At 63.8% G+C, this 20,345-nt stretch carries 19 protein-coding genes; 15 read left to right on the forward strand and 4 right to left on the reverse strand.

All coding sequences use genetic code 11. From position 1 onward, the window contains the following. Nucleotides 1-165 precede the first annotated feature (165 nt). The 11 genes from LJE63_13180 to LJE63_13230 all read left to right on the forward strand — a co-directional run bounded on the left by LJE63_13180 (nt 166) and on the right by LJE63_13230 (nt 9,929). Nucleotides 166-741: a LemA family protein gene (locus LJE63_13180; GenBank protein MCG6907559.1), complete on the forward strand. Its 576-nt coding sequence runs from the start codon at nt 166-168 to the stop codon at nt 739-741. Nucleotides 742-810: 69 nt separating this feature from the next. Beyond that, nucleotides 811-1,602: a bifunctional DNA primase/polymerase gene (locus LJE63_13185; GenBank protein ID MCG6907560.1), complete on the forward strand. Its 792-nt coding sequence runs from the start codon at nt 811-813 to the stop codon at nt 1,600-1,602. Between the two features lie 18 nt (nt 1,603-1,620). Next, on the forward strand, nt 1,621-2,334 hold the full coding sequence (locus LJE63_13190; protein ID MCG6907561.1) for a phosphoribosyltransferase: 714 nt from the start codon (nt 1,621-1,623) through the stop codon (nt 2,332-2,334). Then, nucleotides 2,331-2,801: a hypothetical protein gene (locus tag LJE63_13195; protein MCG6907562.1), complete on the forward strand. Its 471-nt coding sequence runs from the start codon at nt 2,331-2,333 to the stop codon at nt 2,799-2,801. The genes LJE63_13190 and LJE63_13195 overlap by 4 nt, the downstream gene beginning before the upstream one ends. Before the next feature lie 146 nt (nt 2,802-2,947). Continuing rightward, nucleotides 2,948-3,703, forward strand: a complete 756-nt coding sequence (locus tag LJE63_13200) for an imidazole glycerol phosphate synthase cyclase subunit (GenBank protein ID MCG6907563.1) — start codon at nt 2,948-2,950, stop codon at nt 3,701-3,703. 47 nt (nt 3,704-3,750) lie between these two features. Continuing rightward, nucleotides 3,751-4,662 (forward strand): alpha/beta hydrolase, encoded by a 912-nt coding sequence (locus LJE63_13205; GenBank protein MCG6907564.1) that lies wholly within the window; start codon nt 3,751-3,753, stop codon nt 4,660-4,662. 88 nt (nt 4,663-4,750) lie between these two features. Continuing rightward, nucleotides 4,751-4,987 carry a 4Fe-4S binding protein gene (locus LJE63_13210; protein ID MCG6907565.1) on the forward strand — a complete coding sequence of 79 codons (237 nt, stop codon included), beginning with the start codon at nt 4,751-4,753 and terminating at the stop codon, nt 4,985-4,987. Between the two features lie 118 nt (nt 4,988-5,105). Continuing rightward, on the forward strand, nt 5,106-5,582 hold the full coding sequence (locus LJE63_13215) for an ecotin family protein (protein MCG6907566.1): 477 nt from the start codon (nt 5,106-5,108) through the stop codon (nt 5,580-5,582). A 108-nt stretch (nt 5,583-5,690) separates the two neighbouring features. Then, nucleotides 5,691-6,509 carry a M48 family metallopeptidase gene (locus LJE63_13220; protein MCG6907567.1) on the forward strand — a complete coding sequence of 273 codons (819 nt, stop codon included), beginning with the start codon at nt 5,691-5,693 and terminating at the stop codon, nt 6,507-6,509. A gap of 3 nt (nt 6,510-6,512) precedes the next feature. Further along, the gene (locus tag LJE63_13225) at nt 6,513-9,200 is read left to right on the forward strand and encodes a cation-translocating P-type ATPase (protein ID MCG6907568.1); all 2,688 of its coding nucleotides are present in this window, start codon (nt 6,513-6,515) and stop codon (nt 9,198-9,200) included. Nucleotides 9,201-9,296: 96 nt separating this feature from the next. Continuing rightward, the gene (locus tag LJE63_13230) at nt 9,297-9,929 is read left to right on the forward strand and encodes a LysE family translocator (protein ID MCG6907569.1); all 633 of its coding nucleotides are present in this window, start codon (nt 9,297-9,299) and stop codon (nt 9,927-9,929) included. Between the two features lie 158 nt (nt 9,930-10,087). On the opposite strand, the gene LJE63_13235 is transcribed toward LJE63_13230, so the two are convergent. Further along, nucleotides 10,088-10,303, reverse strand: a complete 216-nt coding sequence (locus LJE63_13235) for a cold shock domain-containing protein (protein ID MCG6907570.1) — start codon at nt 10,301-10,303, stop codon at nt 10,088-10,090. Between the two features lie 526 nt (nt 10,304-10,829). Here LJE63_13235 and LJE63_13240 point away from each other — a divergent pair. Beyond that, a complete protein-coding gene (locus LJE63_13240; protein MCG6907571.1) occupies nt 10,830-11,165 on the forward strand; it encodes a hypothetical protein in 336 nt (111 codons plus the stop codon). Nucleotides 11,166-11,648: 483 nt separating this feature from the next. Here LJE63_13240 and LJE63_13245 read toward each other — a convergent pair whose 3' ends face one another. From LJE63_13245 to LJE63_13255, 3 genes are all read right to left on the reverse strand, one after another. Further along, a complete protein-coding gene (locus tag LJE63_13245) occupies nt 11,649-12,011 on the reverse strand; it encodes a hypothetical protein (GenBank protein ID MCG6907572.1) in 363 nt (120 codons plus the stop codon). 335 nt (nt 12,012-12,346) lie between these two features. Further along, complete coding sequence (locus LJE63_13250; protein MCG6907573.1) at nt 12,347-13,666, reverse strand: (Fe-S)-binding protein; 1,320 nt, start codon at nt 13,664-13,666, stop codon at nt 12,347-12,349. Between the two features lie 330 nt (nt 13,667-13,996). After that, nucleotides 13,997-14,425, reverse strand: a complete 429-nt coding sequence (locus tag LJE63_13255) for a hypothetical protein (protein ID MCG6907574.1) — start codon at nt 14,423-14,425, stop codon at nt 13,997-13,999. A 487-nt stretch (nt 14,426-14,912) separates the two neighbouring features. On the opposite strand from LJE63_13255, the gene LJE63_13260 reads away from it, so the two are divergent. From LJE63_13260 to LJE63_13270, 3 genes are all read left to right on the forward strand, one after another. Beyond that, nucleotides 14,913-16,253 carry an HlyD family efflux transporter periplasmic adaptor subunit gene (locus tag LJE63_13260; protein MCG6907575.1) on the forward strand — a complete coding sequence of 447 codons (1,341 nt, stop codon included), beginning with the start codon at nt 14,913-14,915 and terminating at the stop codon, nt 16,251-16,253. Between the two features lie 67 nt (nt 16,254-16,320). Then, on the forward strand, nt 16,321-19,641 hold the full coding sequence (locus tag LJE63_13265) for an efflux RND transporter permease subunit (protein MCG6907576.1): 3,321 nt from the start codon (nt 16,321-16,323) through the stop codon (nt 19,639-19,641). Next, nucleotides 19,628-20,345, forward strand: a 718-nt coding sequence (locus LJE63_13270) for a TolC family protein (GenBank protein MCG6907577.1), incomplete at its 3' end; no start/stop codon positions are given. The genes LJE63_13265 and LJE63_13270, both read left to right, overlap by 14 nt.

Below are 20,345 nucleotides of genomic sequence, written 5' to 3' on the forward strand. Positions count from 1 at the left end.
AAAAATCCAAGATTGTGATCACTCGAGGTATACATATGGGATGGGGGGCTGCCGGCATCACGGGCGGCGGAGATCTCCACGGGCGCATCGGGCTGGGGCGCAGCCGGACCCGGCCCCGTCCCGGGGAGCCGTTTCATTTCGTGAATTTTCGCGCTGAGGTGGGAAATGATGGTACCGATCCTTTTTTTTGCCGGCTTTTTCCTCCTGGCATTCGTTGCCTGGTGCTTGCAGACCTACAATCGTTTTATCAGATACCGCAACAACATCGAGGAGGCCTGGAGCAGCATCGACGTCGCCCTCAAGCGCCGTTTCAATTTGATTCCCAATCTGATTCGCGCCATCCAGGGTTACAGCCAACACGAAGCCCAACTCCTCGGAACGATCGACGAGGCGATGCCCCGCCCGACCGCCAAGGCCCACCGCGCCGAGGAGGAAAGCCAGATCTCCCAGTCGCTGACCGGACTCCTGGCCCTGGCCGAGGCCTACCCGGACCTGAAGGCAAGCGCCAATTTCGCCGCCCTGCAGAACACCCTGGACGAGGTTGAGGAAGACATTCAGAAGGCCAGAAATCGTTACAACCGCTATGTCGGCAAACTCAACACCCTGGTGGAATCCTTTCCCGCCGCCGTCATCGCCAGAAAATTCGGATTCGAAAAACAAAACTACTTCACGCTGGATTTGGCGACCCAACGGGAAATGCCGGCGGTGGACTTTTCCACTTCCCGCGGGGAGAGGGGGTGAACTCCGAGGGGGCCATGAGGTCGCGGTCGGAATAGCTTGGTGCGCCCGCGTGAAGGGGAGCAGGTGTTCATGTCCACTTCGGTCGAAGCGGTTGCCCTGGATTACCTGAAACGGGGCTGGTCGGTCATCCCCATCAGATCTCGCGACAAGCGTCCGGCCGTTCCCTGGCTGGCTTACCAGACGCAGCGTGCCTCCCCGGAGGAGGTCAAGAGGTGGTTTGCCCGGCACCCGGCAAGCAATCTGGGCATCGTGACCGGTGAAATTTCGGGCCTGGTGGTGCTCGATGTGGACCCCCAGCACGGCGGAGACCTGAGTCTGGCCGCCCTGCTGCGGGATCACGGCCCCTTGCCCCAAACGGTGGAAGCCTTCAGCGGCGGCGGCGGGCGCCACCTCTATTTTGCCCACCCCGGCGGCGTGGTGCGCAACAAGGTGGGCTTGGCGGCGGGGATCGATGTGCGCGGCGACGGCGGCTGCGTGGTGGCGCCCCCTTCACTGCACCCCTCCGGCCGGTTTTACAGCTGGCGGCGGGGGCACGCCCCCCATGAGCGGGCACTGGCGCCGCTGCCCGGCTGGCTGCAGCAGGCGGCGACCGGTGCCGCGGCACGCCGCGGCCACGACCTGGAATACTGGCGCACCCTCCTCAAAGTGGGGGTGCCCCAAGGGGAGCGCAACAATACCATCGCCTCGCTCTCGGGGCATCTGCTCTGGCACGGCGTGGACCGGGAGGTGGTGGCCGAGCTGATGCTCTCCTGGAATCGCGTGCGCTGCCGGCCGCCGCTGCCCGACGACGAGGTGCTGCGCACGGTTCAAAGCATTGCGCGCCTGCACGCCAGGCATGGCCAAGGGTCGGCCCCTGAATAGGGTGCAAGGAGAACCCGAATGGATATTGTCGGCATTCACGAGCGGTCGGATTTGAGAGGCCGGGTTGCGGTTTTCGAGAATCGGGACCATGCCGGGATCCTGCTCGGCGACATGCTGGCCCCATTTTTGCTGGAAAACGGCATCGTTCTGGGCATTCCCGCAGGCGGGGTCCCGGTGGGCCTGGCGGTGGCCGGTCGCCTGGGGCTGTCCTTTGATGTGGTGGTGGTCAGCAAAATCACCCTGCCCTGGAATACCGAGGCCGGCTACGGGGCGGTGGCCTTCGACGGGACATTTCAATTGAACCGGGCCCTGATCGCACACTTGTCGCTTTCGGAAGATCAGATCGCGGAGGGTCTCCGGAAGACCCGCGCCAAGGTGATCCATCGGGTGCAGCGCTTTCGGGGCGCGCGCCCCTTTCCGGAGCTGGCCGGACGGCCGGTGATCCTGGTGGATGACGGACTGGCCTCCGGGTTTACCATGCGAACCGCCATCGGGGGGTTGCGCAAGGCCGGGGCCGACACCCTGATCGTGGCGGTCCCCACGGCCCATGACCGGGCGGTGGCGGATATCGGCGGTCTGGCCGAGGCCGTGTTCTGCGCCAACATCCGCCCAGGGGGCCGTTTCGCAGTGGCGGAAGCCTATCAAGACTGGTGCGATGTGAGTGAAGCCGAGGTGGTTCTGGCGCTCAAAAATTCCCCCTCCGCAGCATCGAACAAAAAAACCCTGCCATGAGAAGCGTCCGTCCGATTGAAATGGTCGCCATCGGTTGCATATTGCTGGCCGGGGCTTTCTTTTTCGGGTGGATGATCGTACTGTCGGACGCGGTCCCCACGGAATACCGCAGCGCCTCGCCCGGCTTCGGCTGGAGCTGGGATTTCGATTATCAGACGGCCACGCGCAATGCCGGCCGGCAGGGGGAGGCCCCCTGGCCGTGGCCGGCGAAGGTGACCGGCCGTCGTCTGGTGCTGCCGCTGAACCAGCCCCTGCTGACCAATGGGTTGGCGATCACCTACCGGGGAATGACCGCGACCGGGGGCTTCCGGTTGGATGTCGTCATCCACGGCCTGGACCCCAACGTGATCTACCCCCGGGAGTATGCCGTGGAGAAAGCCCGCCATGGGTTCATGGTGGCGGACCGCCACTTCAGGTTGGAGAAAATAACGCCGCGCTACCTGCGGATGCGATCGGGTGCTCCGTAAGGGGCCCCGCGGGCCGTTTGCCGACCCTGGTGCGAAAAACCACAGATCCGGTGAACCTGGAAGGCCCTCGGAGTGTGGGCGCTTTTCCTTGGGCCTCAGGTACACCACCACCGCCCCCAACAGAGCGGATACACGGAGGAATGACCATGACGGTAAAGATCATGCCCTGCCTGGACATGCAGAACGGAAGGGTGGTCAAGGGGATCCAATTCGTCGACATTCGTGATGCCGGTGATCCCGTGGCCTGCTGTCGGGCTTACTGCCAGGCCGGGGCGGACGAAATCGCCCTGCTGGACATCACCGCCACGGTCGAAGGCCGGGCCACCATGCTAAGCGTGGTCAAGCAGGTTGCCGCCGCGGCCTCCGTTCCTTTCACGGTGGGCGGCGGCATCAGCGACGTCGCCTCGGCGGCGGCCGTGTTGGAAGCCGGGGCCGACAAGATCTCCACCAGCAGCGCGGCCTTTCGCAAACCGGAGGTCATCCGCGAGATGGTCGCGGAGTTCGGTTCTCAGCGGGTCACGGTAGCCATCGACGCGGGGGTGAACCCGGCCCTGCCTTCGGGCTACGAGGTGTATATTGACGGGGGGCGCACCGCCACCGGTGCGGATGCCGTCGAGTGGGCCAAAAAGGTCCACGGCTTCGGCGCCGCCACGATCCTGCCCACCAGCAAAACCACCGACGGGGTGCAAACAGGGTATGATCTGCCCCTGATTCGCAGGATCACAGAGGCGACCTCGGCCCAGGTGGTGGCTTCCGGTGGTGCCGGCAAGCTGGAGCATTTCTACGACGCCGTGCAGGCGGGCGCCACCATCCTTCTGGCCGCCTCCGTCTTTCATTTCAACATCATCGCCATCGGGGACCTCAAGGCGTACCTCAGGCAGCGCGGCGTTGCTGTGGCTTAGGCCAGGTTTTGGTGGCCACCTGATGCCCGCAACCCCAGGATAAAACGATGAGCAGCCCTACTGAAAAAGTTTTCGATCATTTGCGCCTCATTAGCGCCCGTGCCCTGGAGACGATCAACGACCTCGATGCACGCCGCAGGTTGATTGACCAGTATTTCTGCGTCCACCCTGCCACCTCGGAAGTTCACGGGGTGTGGCGCCCGGCCAGAGCGGGTCACATTCCCCTGGAGTGGGTGGTCGCCGGCGGTGCCGACCCCAACCGCCGGATCCTTTATATCCACGGCGGATCCTGGATTTCCGGCTCACCCGCCGGTTATCGCGCCTTTGCATCCCGAATATCCGAAGCCGCCGGGGCCGTGGTCCTCTCAGTGGATTATCGTTTGGCACCGGAGCATTTGTTTCCTGCCGGGCTGGAGGACTGCGTTCAGGCGTTCCAATGGATGCGGGAAAACGGGCCGGCCGGCCGGACCCCCGCCGGCGCCACCTTCCTGATGGGGGATTCCGCCGGGGGCAACCTGGCCCTGGCTGCGCTTTTAAAGATCAGGGATGCCAGGCAGCCGTTACCTTCGGCAACGGTTGCCATTTCCCCGGCGACCGATCTTACCTGGAAAAGTCCCTCGCTGCTTTCCCGAGCCGCCGTGGACCCCATCATCAACCCCAAGGTTTTGCCCGCCCTGACTTCGTTTTATCTGGGCAGCCAAACCCAGCCCACCGATCCTTATGCGTCCCCGCTTTTTGGCGATTACAGCGGGATGCCCCCGCTTTTATTGCAGGTGGGCGATGCAGAGGTGCTGCTGGATGATGCCATACGCCTGGCCGAGCACGCCGCCAGCCAAGGGTGCGCGGTGACCCTTGACGTCTGGGATGGCATGCCCCATGTTTTCCAGGGTTTTGCCCCCTTTTTGGAGGAGGCCTCCCAGGCGACCGCCAAAATCGGGGCGTTTATCCGGCAGCACTGAACGTTTTTTTTAAGGCGGCGCCAAGGCCCATGGTCTCGGGGTAGGGGAGGGCTTGGCGATCACCGTAATTTGGGGTAGCGAACCGAAAATGAATCTGCAGGCGAAGAAGTCATTTGCGATGGTGGATTACGAGCGCTGCGCCCCGGGGGAATGCGACCCCCAAAACGGGGTCTGTGCGGCGGTGGCGGCGTGCACCCATAAAGTCCTCAAACAGATCGATGATGCCTTCAATCCCCCGATCATTTTTCACGACATGTGCATGGGATGCTGGGACTGTATCGCGGCCTGCCCGTTGGGGGCCATCCAGACTCGGCATGTGACCTGACCCGTGGTCCCCTTCAGGGCCGCTTTGCCCGCTGCGTAAACCAGGGGTTTGAAGGGCTGCTTTCATCATTTGCCGGCGAGGTCTGCCTGGGGGCCCTTCTTCCGGCCTGGAGAATGTTATGCGAAAAATTTTTTCACTGACCGCTGCAGGCTTTTTGGCTTCGGTATTTTCGCTGTATGCGGGGGACGACATGAAGGCCTTCCCACCTCCTGAAAAGGGAATCCTGCGCTATGTCCTGCAACTGCCCGAGCAGGCGGACGAAGCGGCGTTCCAAGTGGAGTTGATCGTCGGCAAAACGGTCCCGGTGGACCAGCGCAACCGCTATTTTTTCGGCGGCCGGATCCAGCAGGAAACCATCCCGGGCTGGGGATTCACACTCTACCGGGTAAGCCCGCTGGGGCCCATGGCCGGCACCCTGATGGCCGTCGATCCCAATGAACCCAAGGTGGAGAAGTTCGTCAGCCTGGCCGGCGCACCCTTTCTGATCCGTTACAACAGCCGTTTGCCGGTGGTGGTCTATGCGCCCGCGGATGTGGAGGTGCGCTACCGGATATGGGCTGCAGAACCGGAAATAAAGGCGATCGCGAAGGGCTGAAACGCCGCGTTGCAGTCCGCCGGCCGAAGGTCCCCTCTACCAACACATGCGCCCCCGGGCGCCGATCCCAGCGGTGACGACAGGCCCCGGGAACTCTCCTTGGATACCATGGGCAAAACGGTTTTATGCTTCAGTCTGATCCTTTTTCTTCTGACTGTCGGCTGCGAGGACACCGACATCGGCCTGGCGACCCAGGCCGGCATGGACGCCGTCCGGGCGGTGAGCCTGGATGACGCCGAGGTGAGGCGCACGGCCGTCGCCCTCGCCCAACAGTTCGATCTCAAACACACCATAGCGCCTTCCGCAAACCCTTGTGCCAAGCGGCTTCAACGGCTCACCCGGGCCTATCGGGAATTCGATGGCCATCCATTCAACTTCAAGGTCTACCTCTCCCCGGAGGCCAACGCCTTTGCCATGGCCGACGGCTCCATCCGGATCCACAGCGGGCTGATGGACATGCTGGACGACGGGGAGCTGCTCTTTGTGATCGGCCATGAGATGGGCCATGTGGTCGAGAAACACATCAAGAAAAAGATCATGCTGGCCTATGCCGGCAGTGCGGTTCGCAAAGCCGTCGCCGCCCAGCAGGGCGAGGCCGGCGTGATCGCGCGCTCGGCCCTGGGCGCATTGGCCGAAACCCTTGTCAACGCCCAGTTCTCCCAGCAGGAGGAACGCGCGGCGGACGATTACGGGGTAGGGTTTTTGGAGGCCAAGGGGCTGGGGGTGGTGCCGGCGATTTCCGCCTTGACGAAACTGGCGGCCACTGGCAACGACCACTCCCTCTTGTCGAGCCACCCGGCGCCCGAAGCGCGCGCGACCAGACTGCGGGAAAACTTCTCGGGGTCCCGACCGGCCGCAAAACCTTCCCTGCTGAGGCGGGTGGTCGTCTGGTTGCAGGGCCTTTGGCCGTTTGAGGAGGGAAAATAGACCATGAGCGAAACGGCAAACGAATCGATTCCCTGGTACCAGCTCGATCCCCGGGAGGTGGCCGCGAAGCTTGAAACCTCCGCCGAGGGGCTTTCCTCGGCTGAGGTCCGCGGGCGTCTGGAGCGCTACGGCCCCAATGAACTGATCGAAAAAAAGTCCAAATCGCTGTGGATGATGTTCCTGGATCAGTTCAAGGATTTCATGATCCTGGTGCTGATCGCCGCCGCCGTCGTGGCCGGTGCTGTCGGCGAGATTGCCGATACCATCGCCATCGTCGTGATCGTGGTGCTGAACGCCGTGCTCGGGTTCGTTCAGGAATACCGCGCCGAAAAAGCCATGGCCGCCCTGAAAAAACTGGCCGCACCCAACGCCACCGTCATGCGCGACGGGCGGCCGGAATCGATCCCCGCCGAAGGCCTGGTCCCCGGGGATCTGGTTGTGCTGGAGGCCGGCAACGTGGTGCCGGCCGATATCCGCTTGACGGAAGCGGTCCAACTGCGGATCGATGAGGCGGCCCTGACCGGGGAGTCTGTACCGGTGGAAAAGAATGCGGCGGCGCTGCCGGAAGCCGGCCTGCCAATCGGCGACCGCAAAAACATGGCCTACAAGGGCACCGTCGTCTCCTACGGCCGCGGCCGGGGCCTGGTGGCGGACACCGGCCTGCGGACGGAACTCGGACGGATCGCCACCCTGCTCCAGGACCAGGAAGAGGGCCGGACGCCGCTCCAGAAACGGCTCGCGGTTTTCGGGCGGAAGCTTGCCTACGCCGTCCTGGCCATTTGCCTGATCGTTTTTTTGGCCGGCCTCCTGCGGGGGGAACCGCCGCTTTTGATGCTGCTTACGGCAATTTCCCTGGCGGTGGCGGCCATTCCGGAAGCCCTGCCGGCGGTCATCACCATCTCGCTGGCCCTGGGAGCCAAAAAACTGGTCAAACAGCAAGCCCTGATCCGGAAACTGCCGGCGGTGGAGACCCTGGGGTCGGTGACCTATATCTGTTCGGACAAGACCGGGACCCTGACCTTAAACCGCATGACCGTCGAAAAGGTCTTCGCCGGCGGGCGGCTGCAGCGCTCCGAGGAGTTACCCGTCTCCGGCGGCGAGCAAGCCGCGGCGGGTTCACCTTCGGACGCGGACCGGGACCCCCTGACGCTGCTGCTAAGCGCCCTCGCCCTGTGCAACGATGCCCGGCTGGATGGCGCGGGCGCGCTGATCGGGGATCCCACCGAAACGGCCCTCTTCGAACTGGCCCGGGAGAAAGGTTTTCTGCGGGAGCGGCTGGACGAAACGCACCCCCGGTTGGCCGAGATCCCCTTCGACTCGGACCGCAAGCTCATGACCACCTTTCACCCCTGGGGCGAGGGCCGGATCATTTCCCTCACCAAAGGGGCGGTCGAGGAGGTCCTGGCGCGCTCGCAAAATGTGCTTGGCGATGGCGGCCGTGAAGAAATCGACCGATCGCAGATCCAGGAGACCGCCGACCAAATTGCAGCCGACGGTCTGCGCACGCTGGGCTTCGGCCTGCGGTTGTGGGAGGCGCTGCCCGAGCCCCTGACTTCGGAGCTGGTGGAGTCCGAGCTTTCCCTGATCGGAATCGTCGGCATGCTGGACCCGCCCCGGCCCGAGGCGGCGGAGTCGGTTGCCCTGTGCCGCTCCGCGGGCATCCGGCCGGTGATGATCACCGGCGACCACCCCTTGACGGCCGAGGTCATTGCCCGCCGCGTCGGGATCATCCGCGGAAAAAGATCCAAGGCCATGACCGGGCGTGAGCTCGAAGCGCTTCCACTGGCGGAATTCGAGGAGCGGGTGGAAAAGATACGGGTCTACGCCCGGGTGGCGCCCGAGCAGAAGCTGAAGATCGTTCAGGCGCTGCAGGACAAAGGGCAGTTCGTGGCGATGACCGGCGACGGGGTCAACGACGCCCCGGCCCTGAAACGGGCGGATATCGGGGTGGCGATGGGCATTACCGGCACCGACGTCTCCAAGGAGGCCGCCCACATGATCCTGCTGGACGACAACTTCGCCACCATCGTCCGGACCGTTCGCGAAGGCCGGCGCATCTTCGACAACATCCGCAAGTTCATCAAGTACACCATGACCAGCAATTCGGGTGAGATCTGCACCATTTTCCTGGCGCCCTTTCTCGGCCTGCCGATTCCCCTCCTGCCAATCCACATCCTGTGGATCAACCTGGTGACCGACGGCGTCCCCGGTCTGGCCCTGGCCGCCGAACCGGGGGAGCGCAACATCATGAGCCGCCCCCCCCGTGACCCGCAGGAAAGCATTTTCGCCCACGGCCTCGGCGGCCACATCATCTGGGTAGGGCTCCTGATGGCCGCCGTTACCATTCTCACCCAGGCCTGGTTCATCGGCGGCAGCCAGGCCCACTGGCAGACCATGGTCTTCACCGTTCTGTGTTTGAGCCAGATGGGGCATGTGCTGGCCGTTCGATCGGAGCGGGACTCTTTTTTCACCCAGGGGGCCTTGTCCAACAAGCCGCTGCTGGCGGCCGTGCTGCTGACCTTCGTGCTTCAGCTGGCCACCATCTATGTGCCGTGGCTGAACCCCATTTTCAAGACCGCGCCGCTCACGGCCGGGGAACTTGCCGTGACGATCCTGTTCTCCAGCGTGGTCTTTCTGGCGGTGGAGCTGGAAAAAGCGTTCAAGCGCTGGCGCGACCCCGCCCGCGACTGACTCCCCGTTTTTCCCGGGAAAACGTTGAGCGACGCTCCCGGTTTAAGCCTTAAAAGGGCACCCCCAGCGGCAGCCCTCAGGCAGGAAGCAGTTAAAATGCACACCACCATCTGGACTTACCTGGTTCCCATCATTTTGCTGACCCTCACACCGGGGGTGGACACGATGCTGGTTATACGCAACGCCAGCCGCGGCGGCTGGCGGGACGGCGTCGTCAGCAGCCTGGGGATCTGCTCCGGCCTGTTCGTTCACGCGGTTGTCTCGGCGCTGGGAATTTCGCTGGTCCTGCTGCAGTCGGCGTGGGGGTTTGCCGCCCTCAAACTGATCGGGGCCGGCTATCTCTGTTGGCTGGGGGGGGTGAGCCTGTGGGGCGCGTTTCGCGGCGGGGCGCTTGGCGGGCCGCCAAACGGCGCGCAGCCGCCCCGGGGCTTCAGCCCCGGACGCGCCTTTCTGGAAGGTTTTCTCTCCAACGTGCTCAATCCCAAGGCGATCGTTTTTTACATGGCCTTTCTGCCCCAATTTATCGACCCGACCGGCTCCGCCCTGAGCCAATCGCTTTTTCTGGCCGGGGTTCATTTTAGCGTTGCCATGCTGTGGCAGTCTCTGCTGGCCGTCATGGTGGGGCATGCCGGCACTTTGCTGGTGCGAAGCGGCATCCGGCGGTCGCTGGCTGGCGTCACAGGCGCGGTCATCCTGGCGCTGGGCATCCGCCTGGGCCTGGACCGCTAACCGCCGGGCCTTGAAACAAAACTCGGAGCAGGCGAACCTGCCCCGGGCCTCTGGATTTTGCTCAAAATGGGTGATGGGGGGTGCGGCGCCGAAGTGAACCCGCCGGGGAAGAACATCCGGCGGTGAGCGGGGGGCGGGCGTCGGCCGGCGGGGGCTGCCTATCCCACCTGGCTGGATTTCAAGGGACGAAGGTTGATTACCTGCTTGCCCTTCTGAGTTTCCTTGATGTCGAAGCTGACCGGGTCATCCTGCTGAAGGCCAAAATAGCCATACTCGCGGATGCCCGACTGGTGGAGAAAAATATCCCCGTGCTCCTCGGTCGTGACGAAGCCATATCCTTTTTTTTCGTTGTACCACTTGATGCGACCTTCCATACGGTGTCTCTCCTTTCCCCTTGCTTTGCGCAAATGCTCAGGATGTCACTTTGAAAGAAGGTCTAAAAGGAAGGAATTTTAGACTGGCCCCAAAATTTACCCCGGAGGAATGCACAAAATTGAATGGCTGAGTGAACCCTCCCTTTACCCCGATCCATCCAAAATGTCAATCGCGGCCGCGGCAGGCCTTGCGGGTGCCGGGTCCACGGCCGGTCATCGCCTGCCGCGCCGGCGGCGACGGTGTCCGGGAGCGTTTTGAACCCCCTTTTAGGGCTGCCGGCTGCAGCTTTCTCCATTTCGCGATCGGTGGTTGACTCTTGCAGGCGATGGTCCAATTTTTGGCCTGTGAAATTCCGTCTGCTCAGCCGCCTGCCGGCGGGTGCCGGTTGTGCGGAACCCCTGGGTCGCTGACCGACTTCAGGCGGCCGCAGCGGCGCCCCCGTGAGGTCCGCCGCGCCGGATGCCTGATGCGAGCCAAAGGCGGTTGTGAGCGGCGTCTGTCGCCATTTACGGAAAGGAGTGTCCTATGGATAACCATCTGGGAGAAATCCTGAATCTCATCGGTGAAGAATACCGGGATCACCTGTCCCCCGACTCGCGCTACTATATCGAGGTGGACATCGGCGCCAAGGCGGGCCGCCGGGGATACGCCGAGCTCGAGCGCCGTTTCGACAAAATCAACGCCATCGTGCGTCTCAAAGAGCCCATGCCGGGGATGCGGGTCCGAATCGACGGCCGCACCTTTGTGGACTACGCCCAGCTCGATTGCGGGGTCGCCGTGCCGGGCTATGTGGCCCGGGAGTCCGGGCTGCCCTTTGGGGGGTTTGTCGTCAATGACAGCATGATTTTGAATTTTGCCTAAGGTTTGCCCTAATTCAAAACCCCACCGGCTGGCACTGGATTTTGGCTCGGTGACAAGACTCCTCCGGCGGCTGGCAGAGAGCTGTGGGTCGTCGGATTCAGCACCGTCGGTGGCCCCAATACGGGCAATTGGCGGGGTTGTGTTATGTGGGGAGATGGTCCGAAGCGCCGCCTGATCCCTCGCCAGACAGGCGACAAGAGTAATTATGTGTCGGGTTCACCCCGTCCGCTGAGGCGAATCCAAGGCGTGCCTGCGGGCCGATCACCTGGAGTTGGCCGACGATCTGCCGCTTCTGCCAAGGGGGAGGGGGAGCCGGTTTCCGGCAACAGAGAATTTTGGAAGCTGGAGGCCCTTGAAAACGGCCGCCGCACCCATCTGACCTACTAAATTTACACCGATCCCGGCGGCGCGCTGCCCAGGGTGATCGAAGCCGTCCAGCCGAAGGCCCTGGTCGCGGAATGAGGCCGGCATGACCGCTGCCCCTTATTTGACCCGCCGCAGCCGGTGTTGCCGGGCGCGCCACGCCTCGAGGGTCTTGATCTGTTCGTTGAGATCCCGGCATTCGACCCGGAAGTTGACCGCCTCACCGCATTTGCGGGGGTCGATGTGCTCCGCGAAGTAGTCGAAGATGGTTTCACCGCCGTCCATACGCATGCGCCCCAGCAAGGCCGCCAGGTGGGAGGCGGTAAGGTAGTAGTCGGCCACGTCCAGTGGCTGGGAATTGATGGCGTGGACCAGCTTTTTGAGCTCCAGGTAGGTCGATCGTCGCTTCAGGATCGCCTGCGCAGCGCCCCTCAGGGCCTTTTGCCTTCTACGCTGCAGATCCTCGATCGTCAATCGCTGCATGCTGCCCATCCGAAAAGGTCAAAAGCGGGGGCGCTTTCCCCGGGCGGACTTTTTGGGCGATGGACGCTTTCCAGCCCCCCGGATTGCGGGCACCCCGCATGGCGATGGGAGAAACCCCGCTGCCGGGGCTGTCCCTCGCGAAAAATCGGGGTGCGGCTGCCGCTGGCGACAGCCGCACCCTGTCGGCGGGAGGGTTAAAACCCGATCCAGCCAGTTTCGTAAAATGGCCAAGTTACGGCGCGCAAATCTCAGCGGCGTGAGGCGTACTACTTTACGCCGCAGCGACTTCGAGATGCAGTCAAACGCAGAAAGTGGTCTTTTTACGGACCTGTCGACTACATGGCGGTTTCCGGGTGGAAGACCGCCACTTCCTTCAAATCATCCCGCAGGTATTCGCGCTCATTGGGCCCCAGAATGCCCAGTGAGAGGCAGATCAGCGTCCAGAGGTGCACGACCCCGTATTCGGCGCCGTAGTGTTCGCTGAGCTCGTGAATCTGGGCGTGGCAGTTGTGGCAGGCCGCGATGCAATAGTCCGCCTTGGTGGCCTGGATCTGCTGGTCCTTGAGGCGGCCGTATTCCAGACGCGCCTCCTTGAAACCCGACTGCAGGAACCCGCCGCCGCCGCCGCAGCAGAAGTTGTTGGAGCGGTTGGGCGTCATGTCGACGAAGTTCTCCTCACCCACCACGGATTTGACCACGTAGCGCAGATCCTCGGCAATCGGGTCGCCATAGCTCTTGCGCACGATCTGGCAAGGGTCCTGGACGGTAAACTTGATTTTGAGGTCTTTGTTCCAGTCGGAGCTGACCTTCAGCTTACCCTCGCGGATCCACTTGGCGTAGTATTCGTAAATGCTCTTGACTTCAAACTTGTGGGGGATATTGAATTTTTTCAGTCCTGCCAGGACCGAGAAGGTGACGTGCCCTCACTCGGTGTTGAGAAAGATCGGGCACCCCAACTCATCGGCCTGCTTGGCCGCGGTGGTCGTGATATGCTTCCAGGCCTCGTCGTCCGAGAGGAACATGCAGTAGTTCTCGCCCCCCCAGCCTTTGGAGCCGTAGGTCCAGTCGGCCCCCGCGAGGTGCAGGATCTTCCACAGGGGTACCATTTCGTCCGGCTCGGTGACCGGCTCGCGGGAATTCTGGTTCAGAAAGAATTCCGCGCCCTGCTTGTCGACGGGCGCCTCCATTTCCGCAAATTCCGGCTGAGACTCGCGGTACTCCTCCAGAACGTCTTGCACCACGAATTTGAAGTCATCCGGGCTGGTGCCCATGGCGCTGCAGCTCTCGTTTCTGAGGGCCATGTCGCAGGAGCCCAGGATCCCCTTGGGGCGCTCTTCCCGCGGCCAGGTGCCGCGGGCGTTGTAAACCAGCTGCGGAATGTCGATCTTCATGGGACAGACGTAAATGCAACGCTGGCACATGGAGCACATCCAGACCCAGTTGGTTTTGAGAATTTCCTCGTCCAGGCCCAGGGCCGCCATCCGCAGAAATTTGCGCGGGTCCATGTTTTCAAGGCCGGTGGCCGGACATCCCGAGGAGCATGCCCCGCAGGTCAGGCAGAGGTTGAGATTGCCCCCCTCCGGCAGCAGTTCCCTGACCTTGTCAAGAAAGATGCTCTTCTTTTTTTTGCCGAGTTTGATGGTGTTATCCGCCATACACTGAGATCCTCCTTTTTTCCGTTGGGGTAAACACGATAAAGACAACAGACGGTGGTTCAATGCTCAAACAAATAAAGTACAGCACTGTTTATGCCAAAAGCGAATCAAGCATATTATAGCCCAGGTGGTCTGTATTGAAAATTAAAACAGTTTGTTGGGCGGTTGCCCATTTTTCCGCGGTGGGTTTGCACCGTTGCAGAAATCAGTTGTCGGCGGCAACTGATTGCATTTCTGCGACACTGGTCACCAGGGTGGGGGATCAACCCTGAAGGCGGCCAAATCCCCTGGAACCGGACGGGGCCGTTTCGAGGCACTATTGTTGGGGGGTCAAAAATCGATATTGGGCTCCTCGAATCGGCCGGGGGCGTCCAGCCACTCCTGCCGGTTGCGTTTTATCTCGGCCTTCAGATCGTGCAGCGCTGTCGTGCTCACCAGTCCCTTGGCATGCAGGAAGGTGTAGAAACGGCCTAAAACGGCGATATAATCCCTGATGGCCGTCTTGCTGGCCCACAGGGCCTTGCGGATAAACCAGTGCCCCAGGAATTCGTCGACCTTCTCCACCCCCTGCTGGGCCTTGAGGGGCGCCTCGTAGAGCAGAAAGTGATTGAGATAAAAGGTCATGTTGGACAGGTGCTTGGTGATGGTTTTGGGGGCGAGGCCCTCTGATTGCATCTGCCGGCCGAATTCCGCCAGAAGCAGGCTGTTTTCGCCCTTGATCTCTTCGCATGCCGCCAGGTATTTTTCATACTCGTCCATATCTCACCGCCGTTTTGGGTTCGGTGGTTCATCGATTTTGGCAGCGGCCGTCCCGCTTTGCCAACATAACCAAATTCGGCCATTTGATAAAGGGGCGTTTTGCCGTTCCGGCCAAAAACCGGACGGCGGCCACGACCCCGTCATGCGCCTGCAAGGCGGTTGCGGGACGGCGGACCCCCAAGGCGCCGGCCCGGCCCATCTTTGCAGCGCCGGGGAAACCCAACCCGGCAGCGCGGTCCGGTTGCATCCCCTTGCGGCGGTTCAAGGCCTGGGGCGCACCTCTTGCTTTCCCACCGGATGGCGCCTACTCTTTAATTCCTTTGGCTTTTGGGGTTGCGCTTGATTTGCAAACGCGAATGTGAATCAGATGGACCCCGCCCGTCGGACTGGTGCCTTTTCCCGCCCGGCGGCGGGGCCGTGGCGGGTCGGGTCGCTTCTGATGGAAGGTTTTCGCGGGATTTTGACATAGAGTGAGGGCCGTCGCAGCATGCTCAAGGAATCAACCCCGCAGCTGCCCCCCAAGGGGGTGCTCAAGCGGATCGTGATCTGCAGCCTGGTTTTGGGGTTGGGATTCGCCGCAATGTTCACCCTGGCGTCTTTGAAAAAGCCGCCGGGGGAGGTCATACAGCAGGAGCCCGCGCTCCGGGTGAGAGTGACGACGGTGGCGCCCGAGGACGTTCCGGTGGTTATCAGCGGGTTCGGCGAGGTTCGGCCGCTGAAGACGGTGGTGATTGCCGCCGAGGTGGCCGGCCGGGTGACCCAGGTTCACCCGCGCCTGGTAGTCGGGGAGGTGATTCCGGCCGGTGCGGAGCTCTTTCAAATCGACGACCGGGATTACCGTGCCGCCTTCCAGGAGGCCGATGCCGCGGCCGCCCAGTGGGCCACCGCCATCGAGCGTCTCAAAAAGCAGCTGACCATCGACCGGCAGCGGCTGCAAACCCTGGAGCGCAGCCGGGAACTGAGCCGGAGTGAATTCCAGCGGCTCAAAAAGCTCTACGAGGACGACATGGTGGGCACCCGCTCGGGGGTCGAGGCGGCCGAGCGGGCGTATAACGCAGCCGTGGATCAGGCGGCGCAGCTGGCGCAGTCCGTGGCCCTCTACCCGCTTCAGATCCGTGAGGCCGAAAACAGCCTGGCCGCCGCCCACGCCCGTCGCGAGGCCGCCGCAGTGCGGCTGGAGCGCTGCCGGGTAGCGGCGCCTTTTCGCGGGCGGGTGCGGCAGGCGACGATCGAGGCCGGCCAGTATGTCTCCCCCGGCCAGCAGGTTTTGACCCTGGCCGATGATTCGATCCTGGAGATCCGGGTGCCCCTGGACAGCCGTGATGCCCAGCGCTGGCTGCCCTTCGACACCCCTGAGAAGGCTTCAGACGCCTGGTTCGGGCCCCTGCCGGCGTTGGCGTGCACGCTGCGCTGGACCGAAGCCCCGGCCACCCATTTCTGGCGGGGCACCCTGGACCGGGTGGTGGCCTTCGACCCCCAAACCCGAACCGTGGAGGTGGCCGTGCGGGTCGCGGCGGCCGACGCGATCCGCGGCGGTGGAAACGGTCAACTGCCCCTCGTGGAGGGCATGTTCTGCCAGGTGGAGATCCCCGGCCGCATCCTGGCGGGGGTGTTCCGGCTGCCGCGGCATGTGGTCAGCTTCGAGAACACCGTCTACGTCGCCGAGGGCAACCGCCTCAGAACGGTCGACGTGACCGTGGCCCGCACCCAAGGCGAGGAGACCCTGATCAGCGAGGGCCTGCAGGCCGGGCAGCAGGTGATCGTCACCCGGCTGGTGGACCCCCTGGAGAATTCGTTGCTGACCATCGAAACCGACGGGGCCTCCTGAAATCTTCCAGCGTTACGGGGCTGGCGGCCCGATTCCGCCGCGGCGCCCCGACACTCGAGTCCAGCCCATGAAACAGCTGCTCACCGCCTTCGCCAAAAATACGGTCTTTGCCAACATCAGCCTGATCATGATCCTGGTGGCCGGGGTGCTCGCCGCGGCCGCCATGATCCGTGAAAATTTTCCCGAGTTCTCGCTGGACATCATCACTGTCTCGGTGGCCTACCCCGGTGCTGATCCCGAGGAAGTGGAGGAGGGCGTCAGCCGCAAGATCGAAGAGGCCCTCGAGGGGGTTGAAGGCATCAAGCAGGTCACCACCCATTCAAACGAAAACGCCGCCGCCGCGACCATCGAGGTCAAAGAGGGCTACCCGGTCTCAGAGGTGCTCGACCGGGTGCGCTCACAGATCGACGCCATATCCACTTTCCCGGTGGATGCCGAAGCCCCCGTGATCACCGAGCTGACCCTGAAGGACCCCGTGGTGCTGCTCTACCTGGCCGGGCGGATGGACGAACGGCGCCTCAAGGAGTGGTCGGAGCGCCTCAAGGACGACCTCCAGCAGCTGCCCGAAATCTCCCAGGTGAGCGTTTTCGGCACTCGCGACTACGAGATTGCCGTCGAGGTCAGCGAGGAGCGTCTGCGGGAATATGGCCTGACCTTTGATCAGGTGACCCGCGCGGTGCGGCGCAGCAACCTCAACCTGGCCGGCGGCACCCTGCGCACCCGCGGCGAGGAGATCCGCGTGCGGACCCTCGGCCGCAAATACACCGGGGCTGAAATGGCCAAGATCGTGACGCTGGCCAGCCCCGACGGCAAGATCATCACCCTCGACCGGATCGCCCGGATCACCGACGGCTTTACCGAAGACCCCATCCAGGCCCGTATCAACGGCGACCCATCGGTGATGCTGATTGTCTACAAGACCCGCGCCGAAGACAGCCTGGTGATCTCCCGGGCCGTCCAGCGCTTCGTGGCCGAGGCCGACGCGCGCCTGCCGGCGGGCGCCAAACTCGCCATTCTCTACGACAACACCGAAATGCTGCGCTCCCGCATCAACCTGCTGGTCAAAAACGGGATCATCGGGCTGGTGATCGTCTTCATCCTGCTGTGGATGTTTCTGAACGCCCGGCTCAGCCTGTGGGCCGGAATGGGCATTCCGATCTCGGTCGCCGGCGCCCTGGTGATTCTCTGGGCGCTGGGGGGCAGCCTCAACATGATCTCGCTGTTCGGATTCATCATGGTGCTGGGGATCGTCGTGGACGATGCGATCGTGGTCGGCGAGGCCATCTACTTTCACCGCAAGGCGGGCCAACCGCCTCTGACGGCGGCCGTCGCGGGGGTGGGGGAAGTCGGGATGCCGGTGATCGCCGCGGTCACCACAACCATGGTCGCCTTTGTCCCGCTGGCCTTCGTGGGCGGCATCATGGGCAAGTTCATCGCCGTTTTGCCGACGGTGGTGATCGCCTGTTTGGCCGTGTCCCTGCTGGAATGCCTGTTTCTGCTGCCGGCGCACCTCAGTCACCTGCCGGATCTGAACCGCCCCGAGGCGGCCAAGGACCCGCTGACGCGTCGCCTGGAGGCGGTGCAGCGGGTGACCCGCGCGGCAATGGCGTGGTGCGTCGCGCGGCTTTACCTGCCGCTCTTGACCAGGGCCCTGACCTGGCGCTACGTTTCCCTCTGCATCGCCGTCAGCGTGCTGATGATCACCGCCGGCCTGGTGAAGGGCGGCCTGCTGAAGTTCGAGGTTTTTCCCGAAATCGACGGCTTCGTGGTCACCGCCACCGTCGAGATGCCCGAGGGCACGCCCCCGGCGGTCACCCGCGAGGCCCTCGAACGGGTGGAGGCGGCCCTGCTGCGGCTGGCGGCGCGCACCGGAACCCGTTCGGGTGATCCGCTGGTGGCCGATCGGCTGACCCTGATCGGCCAGACCCTGGAGGACCCGCCGCGCTCCGGACCCCACCTGGGCTCGGCCCAAGCGATCTTTTTGGATTCCGAAAAACGCGGGATCCACTCCAAGGACCTCATGGTGGCCTGGGAAAAGGAGGTCGGGGCCATTGCCGGCATCAAATCCCTCTCCTTTGCCGGCATGGCGGCGGGGCCGCCCGGAGCGCCGATCGAGGTCTGGCTGCAGGGCAGCCGCATGCCGGAGATCCTGGCCGCAGCGGACGACCTGATGGCGCGTCTGCGCCAGTTCGACGGGGTCTATCAAATCCGCTCGGATTTCTCGGCCGGCAAGAACGAGATGCGGCTGCGGCTCAAACCCGAGGCCACCGTTCTGGGGCTGACGGTGGATGACCTCGCCCGCCAGGTCTATGCCGGCTACTACGGCGATGAGGCCCTGAGGCTGCAGCGCGGTCGCGACGATATCCGCGTCAAGGTCCGCTACCCCGAGGGCGAGCGCCGGCGCCTGGTGGATATCGAGCGGATCCGCATCCGCACCGCCAGCGGCCGCGAGGTGCCCCTGCGCTCGGTGGCCGAGGTGCGCTTTTCCCCCGGCTATGCCACCATCACCCGCACCGACGGGATGCGGCGGGTGGCGGTGAGCGCCGGGGTGGACACCGATCGGGCCAACGCCAACGAAATCTTTGCCGAGCTGGGAGCCGGCTTTTTCCCTCAACTGATGGCCCGCCACCCCGGGGTGCGGGTGGCCCTGCAGGGGGAGCAGAAAAAAATGCGCGAGTCCTTCAGCTCCCTTTATATCGGGTTTCCCCTGGCGGTGTTCGGCATTTTCGTGATCGTGGCCACCATTTTCCGTTCCTACCTACAGCCGTTCGTTATTCTGTTTACGATTCCCTTCGGGATCATCGGGGCGGTCTGCGGACACTTGCTGCTGGGCTACGACCTGTCCATCATGAGCATTTTCGGCATGGTGGCCCTGACCGGGGTGGTGGTCAACGACGCCATCGTGCTGATCGAACGCGTCAACGTCAACCTGGGGGAGGGCATGCCCTTTTTGGAGGCCATTATCCAGGGCGGCCGGCGGCGCTTCCGGGCGATCATCCTGACCACGGTCTCCACCATCGGCGGGCTGGCGCCGATGATCCTGGAAACCGACTTTCAGGCCAAGTTCCTGATCCCCATGGCACTTTCCATCGCCGCGGGGGTCGCCTTTGCAACGCTGCTGACCTTGGTGCTGATCCCCAGTCTGCTGGTGATCGTCAACGACCTGCGGCGGCTGCCAGCCCGCCTGCTGACCGGCGCCTGGCCCCCGCGCGAAGCGGTGGAGCCCGCCGTTGGTCGGGGCGTGGCGGCGGTCCGCAGCCCGGAAGCTGGCACGTGGGGTGAGGCCGGCAGCGCGGCGGCCCGGGGGGCATCGCCTCACCTCGGCCAGGTGCTGCCGACCGGGGAGACGGCCCCGCATTCAAAGGACGGAGTGGATGCGATACGCTGAACGTTTGAGCTTGAAGGGGTGTTGGTGGGGGGCGCTGGCGGCGTGGCTGGCGCTCGCCGGCGGTTGGGCGGGTGCGGCTGAAAGCGCCCGGGCTGCTTCCGGTGGGGCGACCCTGGCAGAAGTCGCGGTGCTGGATCTGGCCGCCGCCAAGCGGATTGCCGTGGCGGGCAGCCCGAATCTGGCCGCGGCCGTCGAACGCGTGCGCCAGGCCGAGGAGCGGGTCCGCCAGGCCCGCGCCGCCTACTGGCCTTTCGTGGATGCCGGGGGCTCGACCGTGCGCACCGAACTCTCCAACAATGCCGCCCGCTCCCGGCTCGCGGCGGAGCGCAGTCTCAACCCGACGGTCGCGTCGGCGGACCCGGAGACCCTCTACCGGGCCGAGCTCGCCGCCGGCTGGACGATCTTCGACGGCTTCCGGCGCTGGTTTGAAAACGCCCGGGTGCGCTTCGGCGAGCTGGAAAACCGCTCGGCGCTGGATGAGGCCCGGCGTCTGCTTCTGCTTTCGGTGGCCGGCGGGTATTACGCGGCGCAACTGGCCCGGGAAGACCTCACCATCGCGCGTGCCGACGAGGCCTTCAACCTGCGCCAAAGCGAGGAGGCCAGGGCCCGGCGGCGGGCCGGCAGCGGGTCGCTGAGCGACGTGCTCAACTTCGAGGTTCAGGTCAACGCCGCCCGCTCGGCCATTAACGACGCCGAGCGTCAAT

The organism is Desulfobacteraceae bacterium (assembly GCA_022340425.1).
GTDB lineage: Bacteria > Desulfobacterota > Desulfobacteria > Desulfobacterales > JAABRJ01 > JAABRJ01.

Excerpts from the sequence above, each read along its gene's own strand:
- LJE63_13180 (MCG6907559.1), top strand. The coding sequence starts at position 166 with ATGATGGTACCGATCCTTTTTTTTGCCGGCTTTTTCCTCCTGGCATTC.
- LJE63_13185 (MCG6907560.1), top strand. The coding sequence starts at position 811 with ATGTCCACTTCGGTCGAAGCGGTTGCCCTGGATTACCTGAAACGGGGC.
- LJE63_13190 (MCG6907561.1), top strand. The coding sequence starts at position 1,621 with ATGGATATTGTCGGCATTCACGAGCGGTCGGATTTGAGAGGCCGGGTT.
- LJE63_13195 (MCG6907562.1), top strand. The coding sequence starts at position 2,331 with ATGAGAAGCGTCCGTCCGATTGAAATGGTCGCCATCGGTTGCATATTG.
- LJE63_13200 (MCG6907563.1), top strand. The coding sequence starts at position 2,948 with ATGACGGTAAAGATCATGCCCTGCCTGGACATGCAGAACGGAAGGGTG.
- LJE63_13205 (MCG6907564.1), top strand. The coding sequence starts at position 3,751 with ATGAGCAGCCCTACTGAAAAAGTTTTCGATCATTTGCGCCTCATTAGC.
- LJE63_13210 (MCG6907565.1), top strand. The coding sequence starts at position 4,751 with ATGAATCTGCAGGCGAAGAAGTCATTTGCGATGGTGGATTACGAGCGC.
- LJE63_13215 (MCG6907566.1), top strand. The coding sequence starts at position 5,106 with ATGCGAAAAATTTTTTCACTGACCGCTGCAGGCTTTTTGGCTTCGGTA.
- LJE63_13220 (MCG6907567.1), top strand. The coding sequence starts at position 5,691 with ATGGGCAAAACGGTTTTATGCTTCAGTCTGATCCTTTTTCTTCTGACT.
- LJE63_13225 (MCG6907568.1), top strand. The coding sequence starts at position 6,513 with ATGAGCGAAACGGCAAACGAATCGATTCCCTGGTACCAGCTCGATCCC.
- LJE63_13230 (MCG6907569.1), top strand. The coding sequence starts at position 9,297 with ATGCACACCACCATCTGGACTTACCTGGTTCCCATCATTTTGCTGACC.
- LJE63_13235 (MCG6907570.1), bottom strand. The coding sequence starts at position 10,303 with ATGGAAGGTCGCATCAAGTGGTACAACGAAAAAAAAGGATATGGCTTC.
- LJE63_13240 (MCG6907571.1), top strand. The coding sequence starts at position 10,830 with ATGGATAACCATCTGGGAGAAATCCTGAATCTCATCGGTGAAGAATAC.
- LJE63_13245 (MCG6907572.1), bottom strand. The coding sequence starts at position 12,011 with ATGCAGCGATTGACGATCGAGGATCTGCAGCGTAGAAGGCAAAAGGCC.
- LJE63_13255 (MCG6907574.1), bottom strand. The coding sequence starts at position 14,425 with ATGGACGAGTATGAAAAATACCTGGCGGCATGCGAAGAGATCAAGGGC.
- LJE63_13260 (MCG6907575.1), top strand. The coding sequence starts at position 14,913 with ATGCTCAAGGAATCAACCCCGCAGCTGCCCCCCAAGGGGGTGCTCAAG.
- LJE63_13265 (MCG6907576.1), top strand. The coding sequence starts at position 16,321 with ATGAAACAGCTGCTCACCGCCTTCGCCAAAAATACGGTCTTTGCCAAC.